The organism is Actinoplanes sp. NPDC051470, from assembly GCF_040682035.1.
Classification (GTDB): Bacteria; Actinomycetota; Actinomycetes; order Mycobacteriales; family Micromonosporaceae; genus Actinoplanes.
Map to the genome: position 1 here is coordinate 194,873 of NZ_JBFBAA010000009.1, position 14,779 is coordinate 209,651.

16 protein-coding genes and 1 pseudogene are annotated in these 14,779 nt (G+C 69.4%); 10 read left to right on the forward strand and 7 right to left on the reverse strand.

From position 1 onward, the window contains the following. Window positions 1-284 precede the first annotated feature (284 nt). Window positions 285-839 carry a cytochrome P450 gene (locus tag AB0M54_RS18430; RefSeq protein WP_364324659.1) on the forward strand — a complete coding sequence of 185 codons (555 nt, stop codon included), beginning with the start codon at window positions 285-287 and terminating at the stop codon, window positions 837-839. 104 nt (window positions 840-943) lie between these two features. Here AB0M54_RS18430 and AB0M54_RS18435 read toward each other — a convergent pair whose 3' ends face one another. Next, a complete protein-coding gene (locus tag AB0M54_RS18435; RefSeq protein WP_364472600.1) occupies window positions 944-1,564 on the reverse strand; it encodes a TetR/AcrR family transcriptional regulator in 621 nt (206 codons plus the stop codon). 230 nt (window positions 1,565-1,794) lie between these two features. Between AB0M54_RS18435 and AB0M54_RS18440 the strand changes: the two are divergent. From AB0M54_RS18440 to AB0M54_RS18450, 3 genes and pseudogenes are all read left to right on the forward strand, one after another. After that, window positions 1,795-1,920: pseudogene (locus AB0M54_RS18440) on the forward strand (ATP-binding cassette domain-containing protein); the annotation flags it as partial. A gap of 92 nt (window positions 1,921-2,012) precedes the next feature. Beyond that, window positions 2,013-2,768, forward strand: coding sequence for an ABC transporter permease (locus AB0M54_RS18445; protein ID WP_364324665.1), 756 nt, complete (start codon window positions 2,013-2,015; stop codon window positions 2,766-2,768). Further along, complete coding sequence (locus tag AB0M54_RS18450; RefSeq protein ID WP_364472602.1) at window positions 2,768-3,937, forward strand: streptophobe family protein; 1,170 nt, start codon at window positions 2,768-2,770, stop codon at window positions 3,935-3,937. Before AB0M54_RS18445 ends, AB0M54_RS18450 begins: the two co-directional genes overlap by 1 nt. Window positions 3,938-4,227: 290 nt before the next feature. On the opposite strand, the gene AB0M54_RS18455 is transcribed toward AB0M54_RS18450, so the two are convergent. The 3 genes from AB0M54_RS18455 to AB0M54_RS18465 all read right to left on the reverse strand — a co-directional run bounded on the left by AB0M54_RS18455 (window position 4,228) and on the right by AB0M54_RS18465 (window position 6,219). Further along, window positions 4,228-4,935 (reverse strand): DUF4232 domain-containing protein, encoded by a 708-nt coding sequence (locus AB0M54_RS18455; RefSeq protein ID WP_364472603.1) that lies wholly within the window; start codon window positions 4,933-4,935, stop codon window positions 4,228-4,230. A 203-nt stretch (window positions 4,936-5,138) separates the two neighbouring features. Beyond that, window positions 5,139-5,564, reverse strand: a complete 426-nt coding sequence (locus tag AB0M54_RS18460) for a DUF3592 domain-containing protein (protein ID WP_364324914.1) — start codon at window positions 5,562-5,564, stop codon at window positions 5,139-5,141. 169 nt (window positions 5,565-5,733) lie between these two features. Beyond that, on the reverse strand, window positions 5,734-6,219 hold the full coding sequence (locus AB0M54_RS18465; protein WP_364472605.1) for a peptidase inhibitor family I36 protein: 486 nt from the start codon (window positions 6,217-6,219) through the stop codon (window positions 5,734-5,736). Between the two features lie 480 nt (window positions 6,220-6,699). Between AB0M54_RS18465 and AB0M54_RS18470 the strand changes: the two genes are divergently transcribed. From AB0M54_RS18470 to AB0M54_RS18480, 3 genes are all read left to right on the forward strand, one after another. After that, complete coding sequence (locus AB0M54_RS18470) at window positions 6,700-7,773, forward strand: medium chain dehydrogenase/reductase family protein (RefSeq protein WP_364324677.1); 1,074 nt, start codon at window positions 6,700-6,702, stop codon at window positions 7,771-7,773. After that, window positions 7,773-8,534 (forward strand): DUF998 domain-containing protein, encoded by a 762-nt coding sequence (locus AB0M54_RS18475; protein WP_364472607.1) that lies wholly within the window; start codon window positions 7,773-7,775, stop codon window positions 8,532-8,534. The genes AB0M54_RS18470 and AB0M54_RS18475 overlap by 1 nt, the downstream gene beginning before the upstream one ends. A 213-nt stretch (window positions 8,535-8,747) precedes the next feature. After that, entirely contained in the window at window positions 8,748-9,425 is a 678-nt protein-coding gene (locus AB0M54_RS18480) for a DUF998 domain-containing protein (protein WP_364324683.1), read from the forward strand. Between the two features lie 77 nt (window positions 9,426-9,502). Here AB0M54_RS18480 and AB0M54_RS18485 read toward each other — a convergent pair whose 3' ends face one another. Both AB0M54_RS18485 and AB0M54_RS18490 read right to left on the reverse strand, forming a co-directional pair. Next, on the reverse strand, window positions 9,503-11,515 hold the full coding sequence (locus tag AB0M54_RS18485; protein ID WP_364472609.1) for a prolyl oligopeptidase family serine peptidase: 2,013 nt from the start codon (window positions 11,513-11,515) through the stop codon (window positions 9,503-9,505). A 56-nt stretch (window positions 11,516-11,571) separates the two neighbouring features. Continuing rightward, window positions 11,572-11,919 (reverse strand): hypothetical protein, encoded by a 348-nt coding sequence (locus AB0M54_RS18490; protein WP_364472611.1) that lies wholly within the window; start codon window positions 11,917-11,919, stop codon window positions 11,572-11,574. Window positions 11,920-11,928: 9 nt separating this feature from the next. Between AB0M54_RS18490 and AB0M54_RS18495 the strand changes: the two genes are divergently transcribed. Next, window positions 11,929-12,081, forward strand: a complete 153-nt coding sequence (locus tag AB0M54_RS18495) for a LuxR C-terminal-related transcriptional regulator (protein WP_364472613.1) — start codon at window positions 11,929-11,931, stop codon at window positions 12,079-12,081. Between the two features lie 29 nt (window positions 12,082-12,110). On the opposite strand, the gene AB0M54_RS18500 is transcribed toward AB0M54_RS18495, so the two are convergent. Beyond that, the gene (locus tag AB0M54_RS18500; protein WP_364472615.1) at window positions 12,111-12,722 is read right to left on the reverse strand and encodes a TetR family transcriptional regulator; all 612 of its coding nucleotides are present in this window, start codon (window positions 12,720-12,722) and stop codon (window positions 12,111-12,113) included. 130 nt (window positions 12,723-12,852) lie between these two features. On the opposite strand from AB0M54_RS18500, the gene AB0M54_RS18505 reads away from it, so the two are divergent. Together AB0M54_RS18505 and AB0M54_RS18510 are read left to right on the forward strand one after the other, a co-directional pair. Continuing rightward, window positions 12,853-13,764 (forward strand): NADP-dependent oxidoreductase, encoded by a 912-nt coding sequence (locus AB0M54_RS18505; RefSeq protein ID WP_364472617.1) that lies wholly within the window; start codon window positions 12,853-12,855, stop codon window positions 13,762-13,764. 29 nt (window positions 13,765-13,793) lie between these two features. Further along, window positions 13,794-14,762, forward strand: a complete 969-nt coding sequence (locus AB0M54_RS18510) for an NADP-dependent oxidoreductase (RefSeq protein ID WP_364472619.1) — start codon at window positions 13,794-13,796, stop codon at window positions 14,760-14,762. Window positions 14,763-14,779 lie beyond the last annotated feature (17 nt).

Consider the following 14,779-nt stretch of genomic DNA (forward strand, 5'->3'; position numbering starts at 1 on the left):
GCGACTCGACCCCTTCGGCCCGTCCTACAGTCGCGACCCGGCTGCCACGTGGCGGGGGATCAGCACCTCGGGGTCGTTCGTCAGCCACGACACCGATCTCGGCCTGTGGCTGATCGCGGGACACGACAACGTCCGCACCGTCCTGTCCGACACCACGCGATTCAGCAACGTCGCCACCCTCGCTCCGATCATGCCGATCAGCGGCCGGGCGGGCGCGATCCTGGCCGGTCTCGCCGTTCCGCCGGTGGCCATCACGGCCGATCCGCCGGAGCACCATTGCCGAGGTGGCCGCACTGACCCTCATCATCGTCGGTGCGGGCTGGGAGAGCTCCGCAGGGGCGATCGGCCACGCTCTGCGCCACGCCCTCGCCGAGCCGGAACGGTGGGAACGGCTGGCCCATGACGATCAGTACCTCGACGACCACGTCGAAGAAGCGCTCCGGCACAGCCCGGCCATCGACGGGTGGCTGCGCCTGACGACCACCGACGTCACCGTCGACGGCGTCGACATCCCCGGGGGGACCCGGTGCCTGGTCCTGATCGGCACCGCGAACCATGACCCGGCGGTCTTTCCCGAACCGCATGTCTTCGATCCCGGCCGGGCCGGGATCGGCCGGCACCTGGGCTTCGGTGCTGGGCCGCACTACTGCGTCGGCGCGGCGCTGGCCCGGCTCGAGCTGACGACCGCGCTGCGCTCCCTGGCCCGCGGGCTGCCTGATCTTGCCCTCGGCGACGGGTTCCGGGCCGGCTTCAAGCCCAGCGCCGCGCTGCGGCAATACACGGCTCTGCCGGCGCGTCGGCGAGCTGCGGGCCGCTGCCCGGTCAAGATGTTGGCCTGACGAGGTACCTGGCGGCCGTCAACTGAGGTTCGCCCCACGCCGGCCCGGCATTCACGATGTCCCGCCCCGGTGATCACCGGCGAGATCGCCCGATCGATTCCGGTTCAGACCTTGGTCAGGCGGCCGAGACTCGTGACGATGTGGTCGAGCAGCACCTCGGTCGCCGGCCAGTCGAAGGCCGGGCGCGCCCGGGGTAGCACGACCAAACCGTGTATCGCGACCCAGAGCGCGGCGCCGTCGCGGGCCGGATCGGAGCTGGCCGAGGAGCCGTCCGCGACGCATTCGGCCAGAGCATCGGTGAGGCCGGCGAAGGCGGCGCCGCCTTCGGTCGCCCGGCGCCTCGCCACCGAAGGCGGTGATCCTTCCTGCGAGCCCTCGAACAGGATTCGGTACCGCCCGGGCTGATCGCGGCCGAACCGCACGTACCCGGCGCAGATCGCCCGCAACCGGTCGGCCGGGCTGGTCGCGGTGGCCTTGGCGGCGTGGGTGGCCGCCACCAGCTCAGCGAACGACTCGGCCACGACCGCGTCGATGACCGCGGCCCGGTCGGCGAAGTGCGGATAGACCGACGGTGCGGCGATTCCCGCCTGGCGTGCGATGGCGCGCAATGTCACTCCGGCGTCGGTGCCCGCCTGCCCGAGGAGCGCGATCGCCGCATCCAGGATCTCGCGCCGCAGGTGGCTGCCTTGACCGCGCTTGTTGACCGCTCGGCGGATCTCACTCACGACTCAGCCTAACTCTTGTTAGACGAAGACGGTACCTTGAACTAACAATCGTTAGCCGGTGGGCGTATCGCATCGATCCGGTGAGGGCCGGCGCCGAATGCCGATGCGGAGTCCTGCAGTTTCCGGTGAGGATCGGCCACCGGGCCTGGCCGACCGGCCAATCCCACAGAGTTCTCCCAGAGGCTCTGCGAGAGCGGCCAGCCCGGTGGGCCAGCATCGCCGTCATGACAATGATCGAGGTACGCGGACTGACCAAGCGGTTCGGGCTCGACACCGTGGTGGACGACTTGTCGTTCACCGTCGAGGCCGGACAGGTCACCGGTTTCCTGGGCCCGAACGGTGCCGGCAAGACCACTCCCCATCGTCGGGTCGGCGAGGTGCTCGCCCGGACCGGGATGGAGAGCATGGAACTGACCCATTGCAGCGTCGAGTACCAGGGGGCGTCCGCATGAGCCGCACGATCCTGGCCGAGTGGATCAAACTCCGCAGTCTGCGCTCCACCTGGTACACGCTGGCGTTCCTGTTCGTTGTCAGCCTGGGGATCACCATGATGTCCTCCAGCGTCGCTCAGGAGGCCTATGCGGACGCGGGCGACCTTTGGGATCCGACGGCGTACAGCCTGACGACCTACAAGGTCGGCCAGCTGATCCTCGGTGTGCTCGCCATCCTGGTGGTCACCTCGGAGTTCGCCACCGGCCTGATGCGGACGACGCTGGCCGCCACGCCCAGGCGGCATCGCGTACTGGCGGCCAAGGTGGTGATCGCCGCAACTGTCGCCGTGGTGGCCGGTCAGGTGCTGATGTTCGCCGCCTTCCTCATCGGTCAGGTGATGCTCGCCGGGCAAGGTGTGCCGAACGCGGGGCTCGGCGATCCCGGCGTGCTTTCCGCCGTTGCCGCCGCCGGTCTCTATCTGACCCTCGTCGCGTTGCTGGCCGTCGCGCTCGGCACGATCATGCGAGCCACCGCGGGTGCGCTCGCCACCCTGGTGGGCATTGTCTTCCTGGTACCCGGCCTGGCCCCGCTCTTTCCGTCCTCGATGAGCGGTCTGTTCGACTTCTGGCCGACGCTCGGCGCTGCGGCTGCCATCGCGACCGTCCCGGACCCGGACTTCCCGCATCCTTGGTGGAACATGGCGGGCATGTCCGTCGGGGTCGCCGCGGTGTTGGTCACCGCATTTGTCCTCCTGCGACGCCGCGACGTGTGATGACGACTCGCGACATCTACCGGGGGCTGGTCGCGGCGGCCGGCGCGCTGTCCGCCATGGCTGGCACCGCGGTGGCCGGCCTGCTCCTGCTGGACGCCGATCGAGCAGGCCGGCTCGGTCGGCTGACCGCGGCAGTGGTCGCGATGGCGGCCGGCGGCCCGGCCACCATCGACGCCGTCCCGGCTGGTGGCCTTCCGATCGCTGTGCAGGGTCAGTTCAAGGTGATGCCACTGGGCGTCTCGCTGGTGGGTGCGGTGGTGCTCGGGACATTGTTGCTGCGCCACGGCCGGTCGGGGCTGCTGGTGCGCGGCATATCGGCGGTGGTCGCCTTCACGGCCGGTGTCGGCGTGGTGGCGATGGCGGCACGTGGAAGGCTGACGCTTCCGTCCGGCAGCGCCCGGGCGGCGGCAGACGGGATGGGTGCGTGCGCGGCGGGCACGGGCACCCCGTTGAACGGCGCTCTTCCCATCGACCAGTTCCAGGCCGGCTTCTCGGTGTCCACCGGCTCCACCGTGGCCGGCGCCGCGGTGGGGGCGCTGGCCGTCGTCGGGCTGTGCTGGCTGACCGCACGGTTCTCGGCCATCGCGGGAACGCTGCGCGCCGCGCGGTGGACGATCGCCGGGGCGACCGTCGTGTGTGTACTGGCGGCCTGGGCATGGGTCGGCCCCCAGGTAGCCGGTGGACTACTGCTCGTCCTGCCTCTCGTGGTGAGCGGTGCGCTGCTGCACGGGCTCGGCGTGCCCTGGTCGTTCAGTGCCGACGGCGTGCTCGCGTGCGTCCTCGACGGCGGGTGGTCGCCGCCCGGACGGGGTGCGCCGGCGGTGCTGTCCGCCGTTGTGCTCCTGGCCTGCGGCATCGCCGTCGCCGTCGCCGCACGTACCGGCCGGGACCGGGCCTGCGGCCCGCTACGCCGGGCGGCCGGCCTGGCCGTGCGGCTCGGCCCGGTGGTGGCTGCCGTGCTGGTCCTCCTGACGCTGCTGTCCCGAGTCTCCGCCGAGCTGGGCGTCCGGGCCTTTGTCCTCGCCGTCCCGATCCTCGACGTGCGGTTGACGGCGAACCCGTGGGGTGCGCTGGGCCTCGGCCTCGGCGCCGGTGCCATTGCCGGCTTCGCCGGCAGCCTGCTGGTTGACGCTTTCCGGCGCCGGACCTCGGTGGGCCGGCGACCATGACCGCCCGGGTAAGGGAAAGATCAACGGACGCTCACGCAGAGCCGGGCCGGGCACGTCATCGACCCACCGCGATAGTCATCGCGGCGGAGGATCCGGACAGCATCGGGCTGGTCGTAGACGCCGGCAGCGGTCCGGCGAGCATCCAGGGCCGGCCGTAGCGGCCGACGACGGGTGTCAGAGGCAGCCTCTGACACCCGCCGTCGGCCAGGTTCACCGTCTTCCGCCAACCGGTCTGGTGCGCGTTTCTCCATCGGCGCGAGCCGTTTCACGCCTTGCCGGCTCCCGGCCGGTTACCAGGCGACGACGCCCTGGGTGACCGGCTGCAGCGTGCCGATCCGCAGCGACTTCATCGTGATGCCGCTGCTTTCCGGTCGCGGGAAGCCGGACAGCTCAGCGCCCGGGCCACCGGTCGAGCCGTTCACGCTGAACCCGAGTCCGTTGCCCGTGGGGCAGCTTTCGTTGCCCTTGTCGCACGGCGCCCACTTGATGCCCTGGAAGGCGCTCCGCCCCGGACGTAGCGAGATCGCCGTGCCCGCGCCCGGCTCGTTGACCTGCGTGGCGGGCACCTTGACCACCTCGCCGGCGACGTTGGTCAGCCAGATCATCACTCGCCCCTCGACGCTGCAGGCCCGCTTGCCGGTGTTGGTCACGGCGACCAGTCCTCGGGCGGCGCGGTCGCCGCGGTCCGGCTGGAGTGTCACGGTCACCTGGAGGCCGTCGTTCGCGCAGTTCCTGGCCCGGCCCTTGCCGCCATCATCGGGGGCGAGGTCGGCGGGGCCGGCATCGTCGTCGTATGCCTGACCCTCAGGGGGTGAGGCGTAGACCTGAGTGGTCGGGGAGTCGGCCGGCGCGGTGGACTCGTCGACCGTCTCGGAGGTGGCCGACGGTGCCGGCCCGGCCACGAGGTCCGGGCCGATACCGGCGCAGGCCTGCTGGGTGAGGGCGAGCCCCAAGCCGAACGCGCCGATCATCATGAGCCGGATGTGACGGGTGGTCATCGCTGCCTCCTGTAAGTGGAACTGACCGGCAAACCTTCTCCCGTGAACAAGGCCGGTGGCGCCGGTGCCGTCCCGGCTGGCACGAACGTGGGAGAGATCTTCAGGCGCGTGCGACGACCGACCACATCAGACAGACGCGGGTTCTTGTTCAGGGAAAGCGGATTGCGGCGATCTCGCGCGGCGGATCGCCGCAGGGGGACCGATCATCGGTTCAGCCGCCGGAGGTTGCCGATCAGGTGACCGAGACCCGAGATCACGACCAGCGCTCCCACGGCGACGATGATCCAGCTGAACCAGCCGACGGCCGGCACCCGCCTGGCCTGCTCCGGGTGGGCGGCGCGGTAGGACACCTCGACCGTTGCGCCCACATCGGGGCGGTTGCTGGCGGACGCCGGGTCCTGGAACGACACCGGGTGCCCATCCGCTGCGGTGAAGGTATAGATCGCGCTGTACATCAGCCGGCCCCTGCTGTTCCGGCCGGCGTGGATGTCGGTGATCGTGGCGGTGGCCGAAATGCCGTCGGGGTAGGGCGTCTGCGAGTCGTGAAAGTAGAATCCAGACACGAACAGCAGCAGTCCGCCGACGATGATCATCAGCGATCCGATGAAGCCCGGCCGTTTGCTCCGCATCACGTGCGTATCCTTTCGTCGGCAGAGCTGCGATCGTGGTGGTTGGCGAACGTCAGCGCCAGGTTCTGGCCCGGCCGGACCCGATCTGGTGCCCCAGGAGGAACCGGCTTGTCCCTGGGGCGGATGCCTCCGGCGTGGCGGAAACCTTCCACCACGCCGGACGCCGTTCTCAGCCGCCGATCGGCAGTTTCGTGCCGATGACGCGGGTTTCCGGTAGTGCTTCCTTGCCCGCCTTGCCCACGTTGAAGGACGTGAAGCACGTCGGCGGGCTGTCGGAGGGCGCCCACCGGACGGAGGTGAGGTGGTCGTCCACCGCCGGGTCCGTGAGGTTGGCCGAGAACCCGGCGGGCAGGTAGGCGGTCCACTCGCCGTCGTAGTTGAGGTCCGGGTAGATGCAGAGACCCCGCCCGTGAGACGTGTGGGCGAAGTTCGCCAGGGAACTGACGCTGTCGTCCAGGCCCGTGACGCGCAGATCCGGCAGGTCGGTGGTCGCCCAGATACCGTAGCCGCCACCGTCGGGGTCGGCCCACAGGCAGTAGCGATCCGACGGGCAGTCCGCGAACGCCGCCTGGGCGGCCGACGGCGCCGCGAACACGGTCACCAATCCCGCCGTGGCGGCCATGCTCCAGGCCATGACTTTACGTTTCAGCTGCATTCAGTACCTCCCTGGTGGATTCGTACCACTTTTTGAAACGTTATTAGCGCCTGAGCCACAGCACCAGCGGAAACCATCGCCTGTGGACTTCTGGGACATGACACTGCCTATTCGTACGTAACACGGCCCCGGCCGCCCGAGCCCGCGGCCCTCGGCGATGTCGCGCAGCCAGGTCACCGACCCACTGCGGCAGACGGCAGCCCGAGGGCGGGTGGCGATCGACCGAGCCCGAGCCGCCGGAACGGCGGGTTGACTCGTCCGCGACGCGGCAGGTTCGCACCCGCCTCGGATTCCCGGACAAGGGCTGTGGTCAGGGCTGATCCAGGTTCCTGAGGCTCCGCCGTCCGGCACTTGCGGAGCGCCGTCCCGGAGGCCTCGGCGCTACGTCACGTTGATCGCAATAACTTGACGCTCTGTGTCACACCATTGCATAGTGACGGTCATTCACAGTTTGATCGTCAAACTTTCCCGGGAGCCCTCATGATGGAGACGAACACCACCTCGGGGGGCACCGTGACTGCCACCGAGGTGGTGCTGCCGGGCAAGGTCGAGCCGTCCGGTCTCCGGCTGGTCCGGCGCGTTCTGCCACCGCCGGCGGCCGGCCAGGCCCTGGTCCGCGTCGAGTCGACCGCGGTGTCGTTCGCCGAGAGCGCGATGCGCCGAGGGCGCTACCAGGGGCAGCCCAAGTTCCCGTTCGTGCCCGGCTACGACCTCGTCGGCGTCGTCGAGTCCGTCGGCTCCGGTGTCGACCGGGCGCTGATCGGCCGGCGTGTCGCGGCTCTGACCAAGACCGGCGCCTGGGCCACGGCCGTCCTGCTGACCGCGGCCGATCTGGTGGAGGTTCCCGACGGGGTCGGCGCCGACGACGCGGAGACGCTGATCGTCAACGGGCTGACTGCCTACCAGATGCTGCACGGCAGTGCGAAGGTCGAGGCCGGGCAGACCATTCTCGTGCTGGGCGCCAGCGGCGGTGTGGGAAGCATCCTCGTGCAACTTGCCCGGCTGGCGGGCGTTCGCGTGATCGGTACCGCCAGCCCGCGCCACCACGAGGCGCTGCGCGCCCTCGGGGCCGAGCCGATCGACTACCGCGACCCGAACCTGGCCGCCCGCATCCGGGACTTGGCCCCCGACGGTGTGGATGCCGTGTTCGACCACCTCGGCGGCAAGAGCGTCGACCTCTCCTACCGGCTGCTCAACCGCACCGGCACTCTGGTTTCGTACAGCATCGCCAGCCACCTTGACGACGCCACTCCCGTGCTGCTCACCTTCATGGGCCTACTCAGCAAACTCGCCTACTGGAACTACCTGCCCACCGGTAAGCACGCGAGCTTCTACAACGTCTGGACCGGCGCCGGCAAGCCGGGCTCGGCCAAGCGCGCGGCGTTTCAGGACCGCATCCGTACCGACCTGACGCACGTTTTCACCCTGCAGCGCGACGGCAAGCTCGCCGCGAAGGTCGCCGCCCGTTATCCGCTCGCCGAGGTGGCCGCGGCCATCGAACTGTCCGAGTCCTCCGGCCGCACCGCCCTGGGCAAGATCATTTTGGTTCCTTGATGCGGAACGTGAACCACAGCGGCGAGGCAGTTCCGACCGAGGCAGACGGACCCGCACAGACCAGGGTCTGGGTTGCCCTCGCGGCCGCCGGGAGCGCGCTCGTCCTGGGCGCGCTGGTGTTCATCGTGGGTGAGGCCGTGGCCGCTCAGGCGTGGCCGGCGCCGGGCTACAGCTACGGCAACAACTTCATCAGCGACCTCGGCGATCCGCAGTGCGGCCCGTACGACGGGCGGGTGGTGTGCTCGCCGATGCACTGGCTGATGAATGGAGCGTTCGTCGTTCAGGGCCTGCTGCTCGGTTGCGCGGTCTGGCTGGCCGGGCGGGCGCTCAGCGGCCGGTCCCGGGCGGCGGTGCGGTGGGTCGGCGGTGTCACCGCCGCGGGATTTGTGCTGACCGGTGTTGTGCACAGCTCGCCCGAGGCCACCGAGAACGGCACACTCTGGCTGCACTATCTCGGTGCGACCCTGGCGATCCTGGGCGGCAACGCGACGGCCATCCTCGTCGGCCGGCAGTGGCGGCGGCTGCGGGTCCCCGCCGTGGTCGGCTCCGGCAGCGTCATTCTGGGAACGCTGGGGATCGCGGCCGCGTTGACGTGGCTGGCAACCTTCGGGGTAGCGCCGCCCGGGGTCCTGGAGCGCATCGCCGCCTATGCCTTCGTGCTGTGGCAGGTCATCCTCGGTGGCGTCCTGCTGCACGTCACACAGCCTGTCCGCCTGCTGCTTCGGCGGTCACCGGGGAGAGAAGCGGGGAAGACCCCATGAGGCTTCGCGCTCGATAACAGCAGGGCGGCGTGGCCGAACCCATGTCGTCCGTCGGGCCTTGCCGCAGCACACCCGTCCCTTCCCGCCGCCGTGTCGGCCCGCACCGGCACGGCATGTCGGCCCGGTGGGCCACTGCCGGGTCGCCTCGTGTGGTGCGAGCACGCCATCGGCACTGACTCGTCAAGAGAATCGACCCCGCTAAGGAGCACCACCATGTCATCCGTCACGGCTACCCCACGTCGAACGGTCGCGCGCTGGGGCGGGTTTGCCCTGGTAGCCGCGGTCCTGCTCGAGTTGATCGCAGAGGCGAGCGTTGCCGCCGCGTGGGACCGACGTCCGTACAGCTATCTCGAGGACTACGTCAATTTCCTCGGCAGCCCGTTTGCCGGCGAGTTCCAGGGCATTGTCATCTCGTCGCCGTTGTGGCCGCTGATGAGCGCCACGTGGATCGTCTCCGGAGCGCTCGTCGCCGCGGCGAGCATCGCCATCAGCCGCCGGCTCACCGGCTGGAGGCGACCGACGATCGCCGCCCTCGGCCTCGCGCAGGCCATTGCCTTGGTTCTGTTCGCGGTGTTCCCGCTCGGCCCCGCGCGTTTCGACGACGGAACTTTGGTCCTCTACCTGATCGGAGCGTTCCTTTCCATCATCGCGGGGAACGTCCTCGCCGTCGTCACCGGGTTGTCGAGCATGGCTCTCGGGCTTCCACGATGGCTTGCGAAGGTCAGCATCGTCCTCGGCGGCATCGGGCTGCTCAACATCCCGGTCACCTACGGCTGGACTCCCACCGGACTCGCCGAGCGCATCTCCCTCTACAGCTATCTGGTCTGGGCTCTGATCACCGGCCTCGTGCTCATCCGATCCGCCGCCGGTGACGCTCACGCCCAGAAGTGAACAGTGGTCCGTTTCAACGACGGAGCCCCCTCATGGCCATGACGACCGTGACAGCACCGCCGGAGGGCCCGGCCGGCTCAGAGCAGGGCCGACCTGGACGGGGGCTGTCCCAGAACATGTTCGGCGCAGAAGGACAACACCGTCTCGTAGAAGATCTGAGCGTTGGCGGGGTTGAGGATCCAGTGGTGTTCGGTGGTGAAGCGGAGAAACCGGTGCGGCATGGTGTCCGGTTCGCCTGGCCATCCGCTGACGAGATCCCACCATAGGCGTTGTGCCTCGCTGATCGGGACGTTGTAGTCCCCGTTGCCGTGGGTGACGAGCATCGGCGTCCGGATGCGGCCGGCGAAGCGTTCGGGCGAGTTGGCGGCATACCAGGCCGGATGGTCGTCGCGGGTGCCGAACCAGCTGTTCTTCATGTGTGCGGCGTCGGTGGTGTCGTGATGCTGTTCGAGCGCGTAGAGCCCGGCGTGGGTGACGATGGCACTGAATCTGTCGGTGTTTCCGGCGATCCAGTTCGTCATGAATCCTCCGAACGAGGCGCCGAGGCCGGCGAGCCGGCGCCGGTCCAGGTCTGGGCGGTCGAGGACGGTGTCGAGGAGGGCTTCGATGTCAGCCCACACCCGCGCGGCTCGGTGTGGCCAGGCCCGGTGGATCCACTGTTCGCCGTAACCCGTCGACAGCGCGGGGTCGGGCAGCAGCACGGCCCATCCCTGTGCCACGAAGGCCCAGGGGCTCAGGCGCCATGACCACGAGTTGTGCGAGGCCAGGGGCCCACCGTGGATCATGACGAGCACGGGCGCCTTCGTATCGGTGGACGCGCCGTCCGGCAGGCACAGGTAGCCCTCCACAGATCCTTCGCCGTCCGGCAGGGGACACGACACGCGGAGCAGGTGCCCGTGCAGTGGTGGTTGTGGCGCCGGCCGCGGGAGCGGACTGGACGGCTGGTCGGGCTGATGTGCGTCCAGCCGTACCGGAGCGGGCGGGCTGTCCACCGCGTGGCGCAGGGCGAAGAGCCACCGGCCGTCGGGGGACGGGCACAGTTGCTGGTAAACCGCGTCGGAGGCCAGTTGTGCCCGTTGACGGCCGGTGGCCGGATCGTACGCGCGGACCGCGCCACGGCCGTGCAGATCTCCGGTCACGTAAAGCGTGCGCGCGTCGGGCGCCCAGGTCCACTCGCGCGGGTACAGGTCACCGACCTCGAGACCGACCGGCTCCGCGCCGATGTCACCGGGAACGGCGATGATCAGCAGCCTGTCGCGGACCGGCCGGTCGAACGTCCCCTCCGTGCGGGCCAGCACGGCCACAAGCCGGCCGTCCGGGGAGATGCGCGGAGATATGTACGAGACGTCGTCGGCTGAGGCCAAGGGGGTACGGCGGCCCGTTCCGGTGTCGATGAAGGCCAGCCCGGACGGGAAACCGCCGCCTTCCGTACGTCGGCTCCACTGTGTGACCACCACGCGCCCGGCGGCGTCGATGGAGCATGGGGGACCGGCGAGCGCGTTGGTGAACACCAGGGAGTTGCCGGCGCCGGGAGCGAGATCGCGCAGAGCCGCGGGAGCATCGTCTTCTGGGAGCAGCAGCAGTTGTGGATACTCGATGTCCAGCTCGTAGAACGGGTGCCGAACCGGCATTCCGGTGTGCAGCACCGCACTGACCCCCAGCGCCCGCCGGGTGGCACGCCGTTCGGCGTCATCGTCGGCCGTCGACCCGGCAAGCCGCGAACCGAACACGACAGTCGTGCCGGTCGCCGACGCGACCAACGGCGAGGTGATGCCGCCGGCCTTGGTGGCCAGCAGGCGACACCGGCCGCCCGGCTCCGCCACCCACAACGCGGGGGTGCCGTCCACCCCCAGCCGAGCGGACACGAACACGAGCGAGCCGTCGGGCCGGAACACCGGCCTCGAAGTCCCCTCCTCGAAGGTGATCAGTGGCCGGGCGGCGCCGCCGCCGAGGGGGATCTCCCACAGTTGCGGCACGGATCTCGATCCGGCCGCGTTCAGCACCTCGACCGTCGCCACGAGTCGGCGCCCGTCGCAACTCAGCGCCAACCCGGCGACCTTCGGCGAAGCGATCAGGGCAGACCATTCCATCCGTCGATGATCGCGGCACTCCGGCGGCCCGGGCAACCCGGGCGGATCCCTGATGATCAATTGTTGCCGGGAGCTGGATCCGGGGCCGATGGCGCGGCCAAGCGTGCTTCGGCTCGGCGCTGCCACTGTAGGACGCCGGCGGTGCGGTTGGCGTCGATCGCCTGCTGGTACGCGGCTCGTGCAGCGGGCAGGTCGCGCAGTCCGTGCAGGCCGCAGCCGACGAAGTAGTGGATGGATCCGACATGGTCGGCCAAGCCGTGGCAGGCGAACTCGTGGCCCCAGGGAATGATGCGTTCCAGTCCGGCTCGCAGAGCCGCGCTCGGACCCGCCTCGGCGAGGACGTCCACGCGCAGACAGTCGATATAGGTGGAGGTGCTGTCCCAGGCGCCGTGGCGGCGGCTCATGCTGTCCGGATGGAGGATTTTGGAACCGCTGAGCCGATCGCCGCGGAACTCAGCTGTTCGGTTCGAACGGTCAAGGCCATCGTCCAAGGGGCCATGCGCCGGCTGGGACCGCGCAATCGTGCGCACGCCGTCGCCTTCGCCATTCGACACGGTCTGATCTGAGCGCCTCGCGCCGGCTGACGGTACGGATGTCAGGATGAAGGCGACAGCTCTGGCTTGACACCGGCCAGGCGCTGGGCGGCCTCGACCACGGCTGCTCGCCGGCGTGCATGTTCGCCCGGCGCGTCGGAATCGCTGCCGGTCAGCATGGTGGCGAGCTGTGGGACGGCGAACCACCAGGCGGCGAGGCCGATGACCATGAACATGAGGTGACCGGCGTCGATCCCGCCGTCGACGACACCGTCCCGCTGTGCTTGCGCCGTCGCGGCGACCTTGCGGTCGTAATGAGTCGTACGCGTCGTCGCGTTCACCGGCGGAGCATTGCGCAGGCCTTCCCACTGGAGCAAGCGGGCCAGTTCGGGGTGTTGTCGGTAGTAGTCGAACGTACGCCCGGCGAACTCGCCCAGATCCTCGAACCGCAGACCCTCCGGAGCGACGGCCCGGGAGAGTTCCTCGAGCGCTTCGGTCAGCACGTCTTCGAAGAGGGCGTCCTTGTCCCCGAAGTAGGCGTAGAGCCGCTCCTTGTTGATCCCGGCCCGGTTGGCGATCCTCGTCACCGTGGTGCCGTCGACGCCGTGCTCGGCGAACTCGGCGTACGCGGCCTTCTGAAGTCGTTGCCGGGTCTCTTCGACGTTGCGCCTCATCCGGAAAGCCTACCGCCACCAACGTTGTCGTTGGTTCGCGGCAGTGCTAGCGTGGCCAAAGCCAACGCCAACGTTGCAGTTGGTTGAGGATGCCAAAGGAGTTGATCGCCCGATGAGAGCAATAGGATTCATGCGCTTCGGAGGGCCGGAGGTTCTCGGCGTTCACCACCTTCCGGATCCTCGTCCCGGCGCCGGAGAGGCCCGGATCCACGTTCGGGCCGCCGCCGTCAACCCGACGGACATCTCACGTCGGACCGGCCTGCTGGGGGTTGGCGACGGGAGCCCGCCCTACATTCCTGGCGCGGAAGCCGCAGCGGTGATCGACGCCGTCGGCGCGGGCAGCAGGTGGCAGATCGGGGACGCGGTCATGGCCATGGCCATACCGATGTCCGAGCATGGAGGGGCGTACGCCGAGTATCTCGTCGCTCCCGACGACTCCATCGCCCGCATACCCGCCAATACATCGTTCGAGCAGGCGTCCACCCTGCCGATGAACGGTCTCACGGCCGCGCAGACCCTGGAGCTGATGTCGTTGCGCCCGGGCCAGAGCATCGCCGTGACCGGAGCCGCCGGGATGGTCGGCAACTATCTGGTCCAGCTCGCCAAGATGCAACGCCTGATCGTGATCGCGGATGCGGCGCCCAAGGACGTTGCCCTGGTCCGGTCGCTGGGCCCGGACCACGTCATTGATCGGGGCGACGACCTCGCGGCCCGGATCCGCGCCGCCTTTCCCGGTGGTGTGGACGCGGTGGCCGACACCGCGTTGTTGCACGAAAAGGTCGTGCCGGCGCTGTGCGACGGCGGCGTATTCGTCTCCCTTCGCCGCTGGAAAGGGAAACCCACCCGGAACATCCGCTACGAAGCCACCTGGGTTTATGACGACTACCACTCATCGGCAAAACTCGACAGTCTCCGGCGGGCGGCTGAAGAGGGTGTGCTGACGCCACGCGTAGCCGACGTGCTCCCCGCGGAGAAAGCCGCAGATGCGCATCGTCGAGTCGAGGCGGGCGGCGTCCGGGGACGAATAGTCCTCACTTTCTGACGCGAAGGCTGAGTGAAAGGAACCACGTCGTGAGAGCGGTCGCAGTCCACCGTTTCGGTGAGTCTCCACGCCTTGTCGACCTGCCGGAACCCCATGCGGGCCCGGGCGAGGTGCTCGTCGGTCTGCAGTTCGCATCGATCAATCCGGTGGACTGGGCCGCTGCGGCCGGGGCCTTGACCGGGTTCACGAAGAACCGGTTTCCGCTGATCCTGGGCTTCGACGGGACAGGCCGGATCGAGGCCATCGGAGCGGGCGTTCAGCGGTTCGCCGTCGGCGATCTCGTTCACGGTCAGTTCTGGGGCGATGTTCTTGCGTTCGGAACCTACGCGGAGCGTCTGACCATCGTGGAAGAGCCTGCGTTCGGCGCACTGCAAAAGGTTCCCGACGGCGTCGACCCCCGGCTGGCCGCCGCGCTGCCGACCGCCGGCATGACGGCGGACGGGGCCCTGGAACAGCTTGACCTCCGGGCCGGCCAGAGCCTGCTCATCCTTGGCGCTACCGGCGGGGTGGGCGTCCTGGCAACCCAGCTCGCCGCTCAGGCCGGCCTGAGCGTCATCGCCACCGCCCGCGCCGACGCCCACGAACAGATCCGGCGTCTAGGCGCCGCCGACACGGTCGACTACGGCACGCAACCGGTCGATGACCAGCTCGCGTCCATCGCTCCCGGAGGGGTGCACGGGGTGCTCGATCTGGTGGGTGGTGCCGAGAGCCTCGCCGTCGCCGTGCGCCATCTGCGCGACGGCGGACGCGCCGTGTCGATTGCCTCCGGCGTCAGCGAGGAACTCGCCGCGGAACAGCGGATCACTGCGGTCAACTATGTGCTGGACGACAAGCCGGCGCGGCTGCGCCGAGTCAGCGCGCGGCTCGCCGCCGGGCGCCTGGACATCCCCATCGGACGGGAGGTTGCTCTGGACCAGGCGCCGGAGGCCGTCGCGGCCGCTCAGCGGGGCGGGGCCCGCGGCAAGACGGTGATCCGTATTTCGGACTCGGCCGGATGAGGCCTTGTCGTCAGACG

Coding starts and splice junctions, on each gene's coding strand:
- AB0M54_RS18470 (WP_364324677.1), top strand. CDS start 6,700: ATGATGGAGACGAACACCACCTCGGGGGGCACCGTGACTGCCACCGAG.
- AB0M54_RS18485 (WP_364472609.1), bottom strand. CDS start 11,515: ATGGAATGGTCTGCCCTGATCGCTTCGCCGAAGGTCGCCGGGTTGGCG.
- AB0M54_RS18460 (WP_364324914.1), bottom strand. CDS start 5,564: ATGCGGAGCAAACGGCCGGGCTTCATCGGATCGCTGATGATCATCGTC.
- AB0M54_RS18450 (WP_364472602.1), top strand. CDS start 2,768: ATGACGACTCGCGACATCTACCGGGGGCTGGTCGCGGCGGCCGGCGCG.
- AB0M54_RS18495 (WP_364472613.1), top strand. CDS start 11,929: ATGGAGGATTTTGGAACCGCTGAGCCGATCGCCGCGGAACTCAGCTGT.
- AB0M54_RS18500 (WP_364472615.1), bottom strand. CDS start 12,722: ATGAGGCGCAACGTCGAAGAGACCCGGCAACGACTTCAGAAGGCCGCG.
- AB0M54_RS18490 (WP_364472611.1), bottom strand. CDS start 11,919: ATGAGCCGCCGCCACGGCGCCTGGGACAGCACCTCCACCTATATCGAC.
- AB0M54_RS18505 (WP_364472617.1), top strand. CDS start 12,853: ATGCGCTTCGGAGGGCCGGAGGTTCTCGGCGTTCACCACCTTCCGGAT.
- AB0M54_RS18445 (WP_364324665.1), top strand. CDS start 2,013: ATGAGCCGCACGATCCTGGCCGAGTGGATCAAACTCCGCAGTCTGCGC.
- AB0M54_RS18480 (WP_364324683.1), top strand. CDS start 8,748: ATGTCATCCGTCACGGCTACCCCACGTCGAACGGTCGCGCGCTGGGGC.
- AB0M54_RS18455 (WP_364472603.1), bottom strand. CDS start 4,935: ATGACCACCCGTCACATCCGGCTCATGATGATCGGCGCGTTCGGCTTG.
- AB0M54_RS18465 (WP_364472605.1), bottom strand. CDS start 6,219: ATGCAGCTGAAACGTAAAGTCATGGCCTGGAGCATGGCCGCCACGGCG.
- AB0M54_RS18475 (WP_364472607.1), top strand. CDS start 7,773: ATGCGGAACGTGAACCACAGCGGCGAGGCAGTTCCGACCGAGGCAGAC.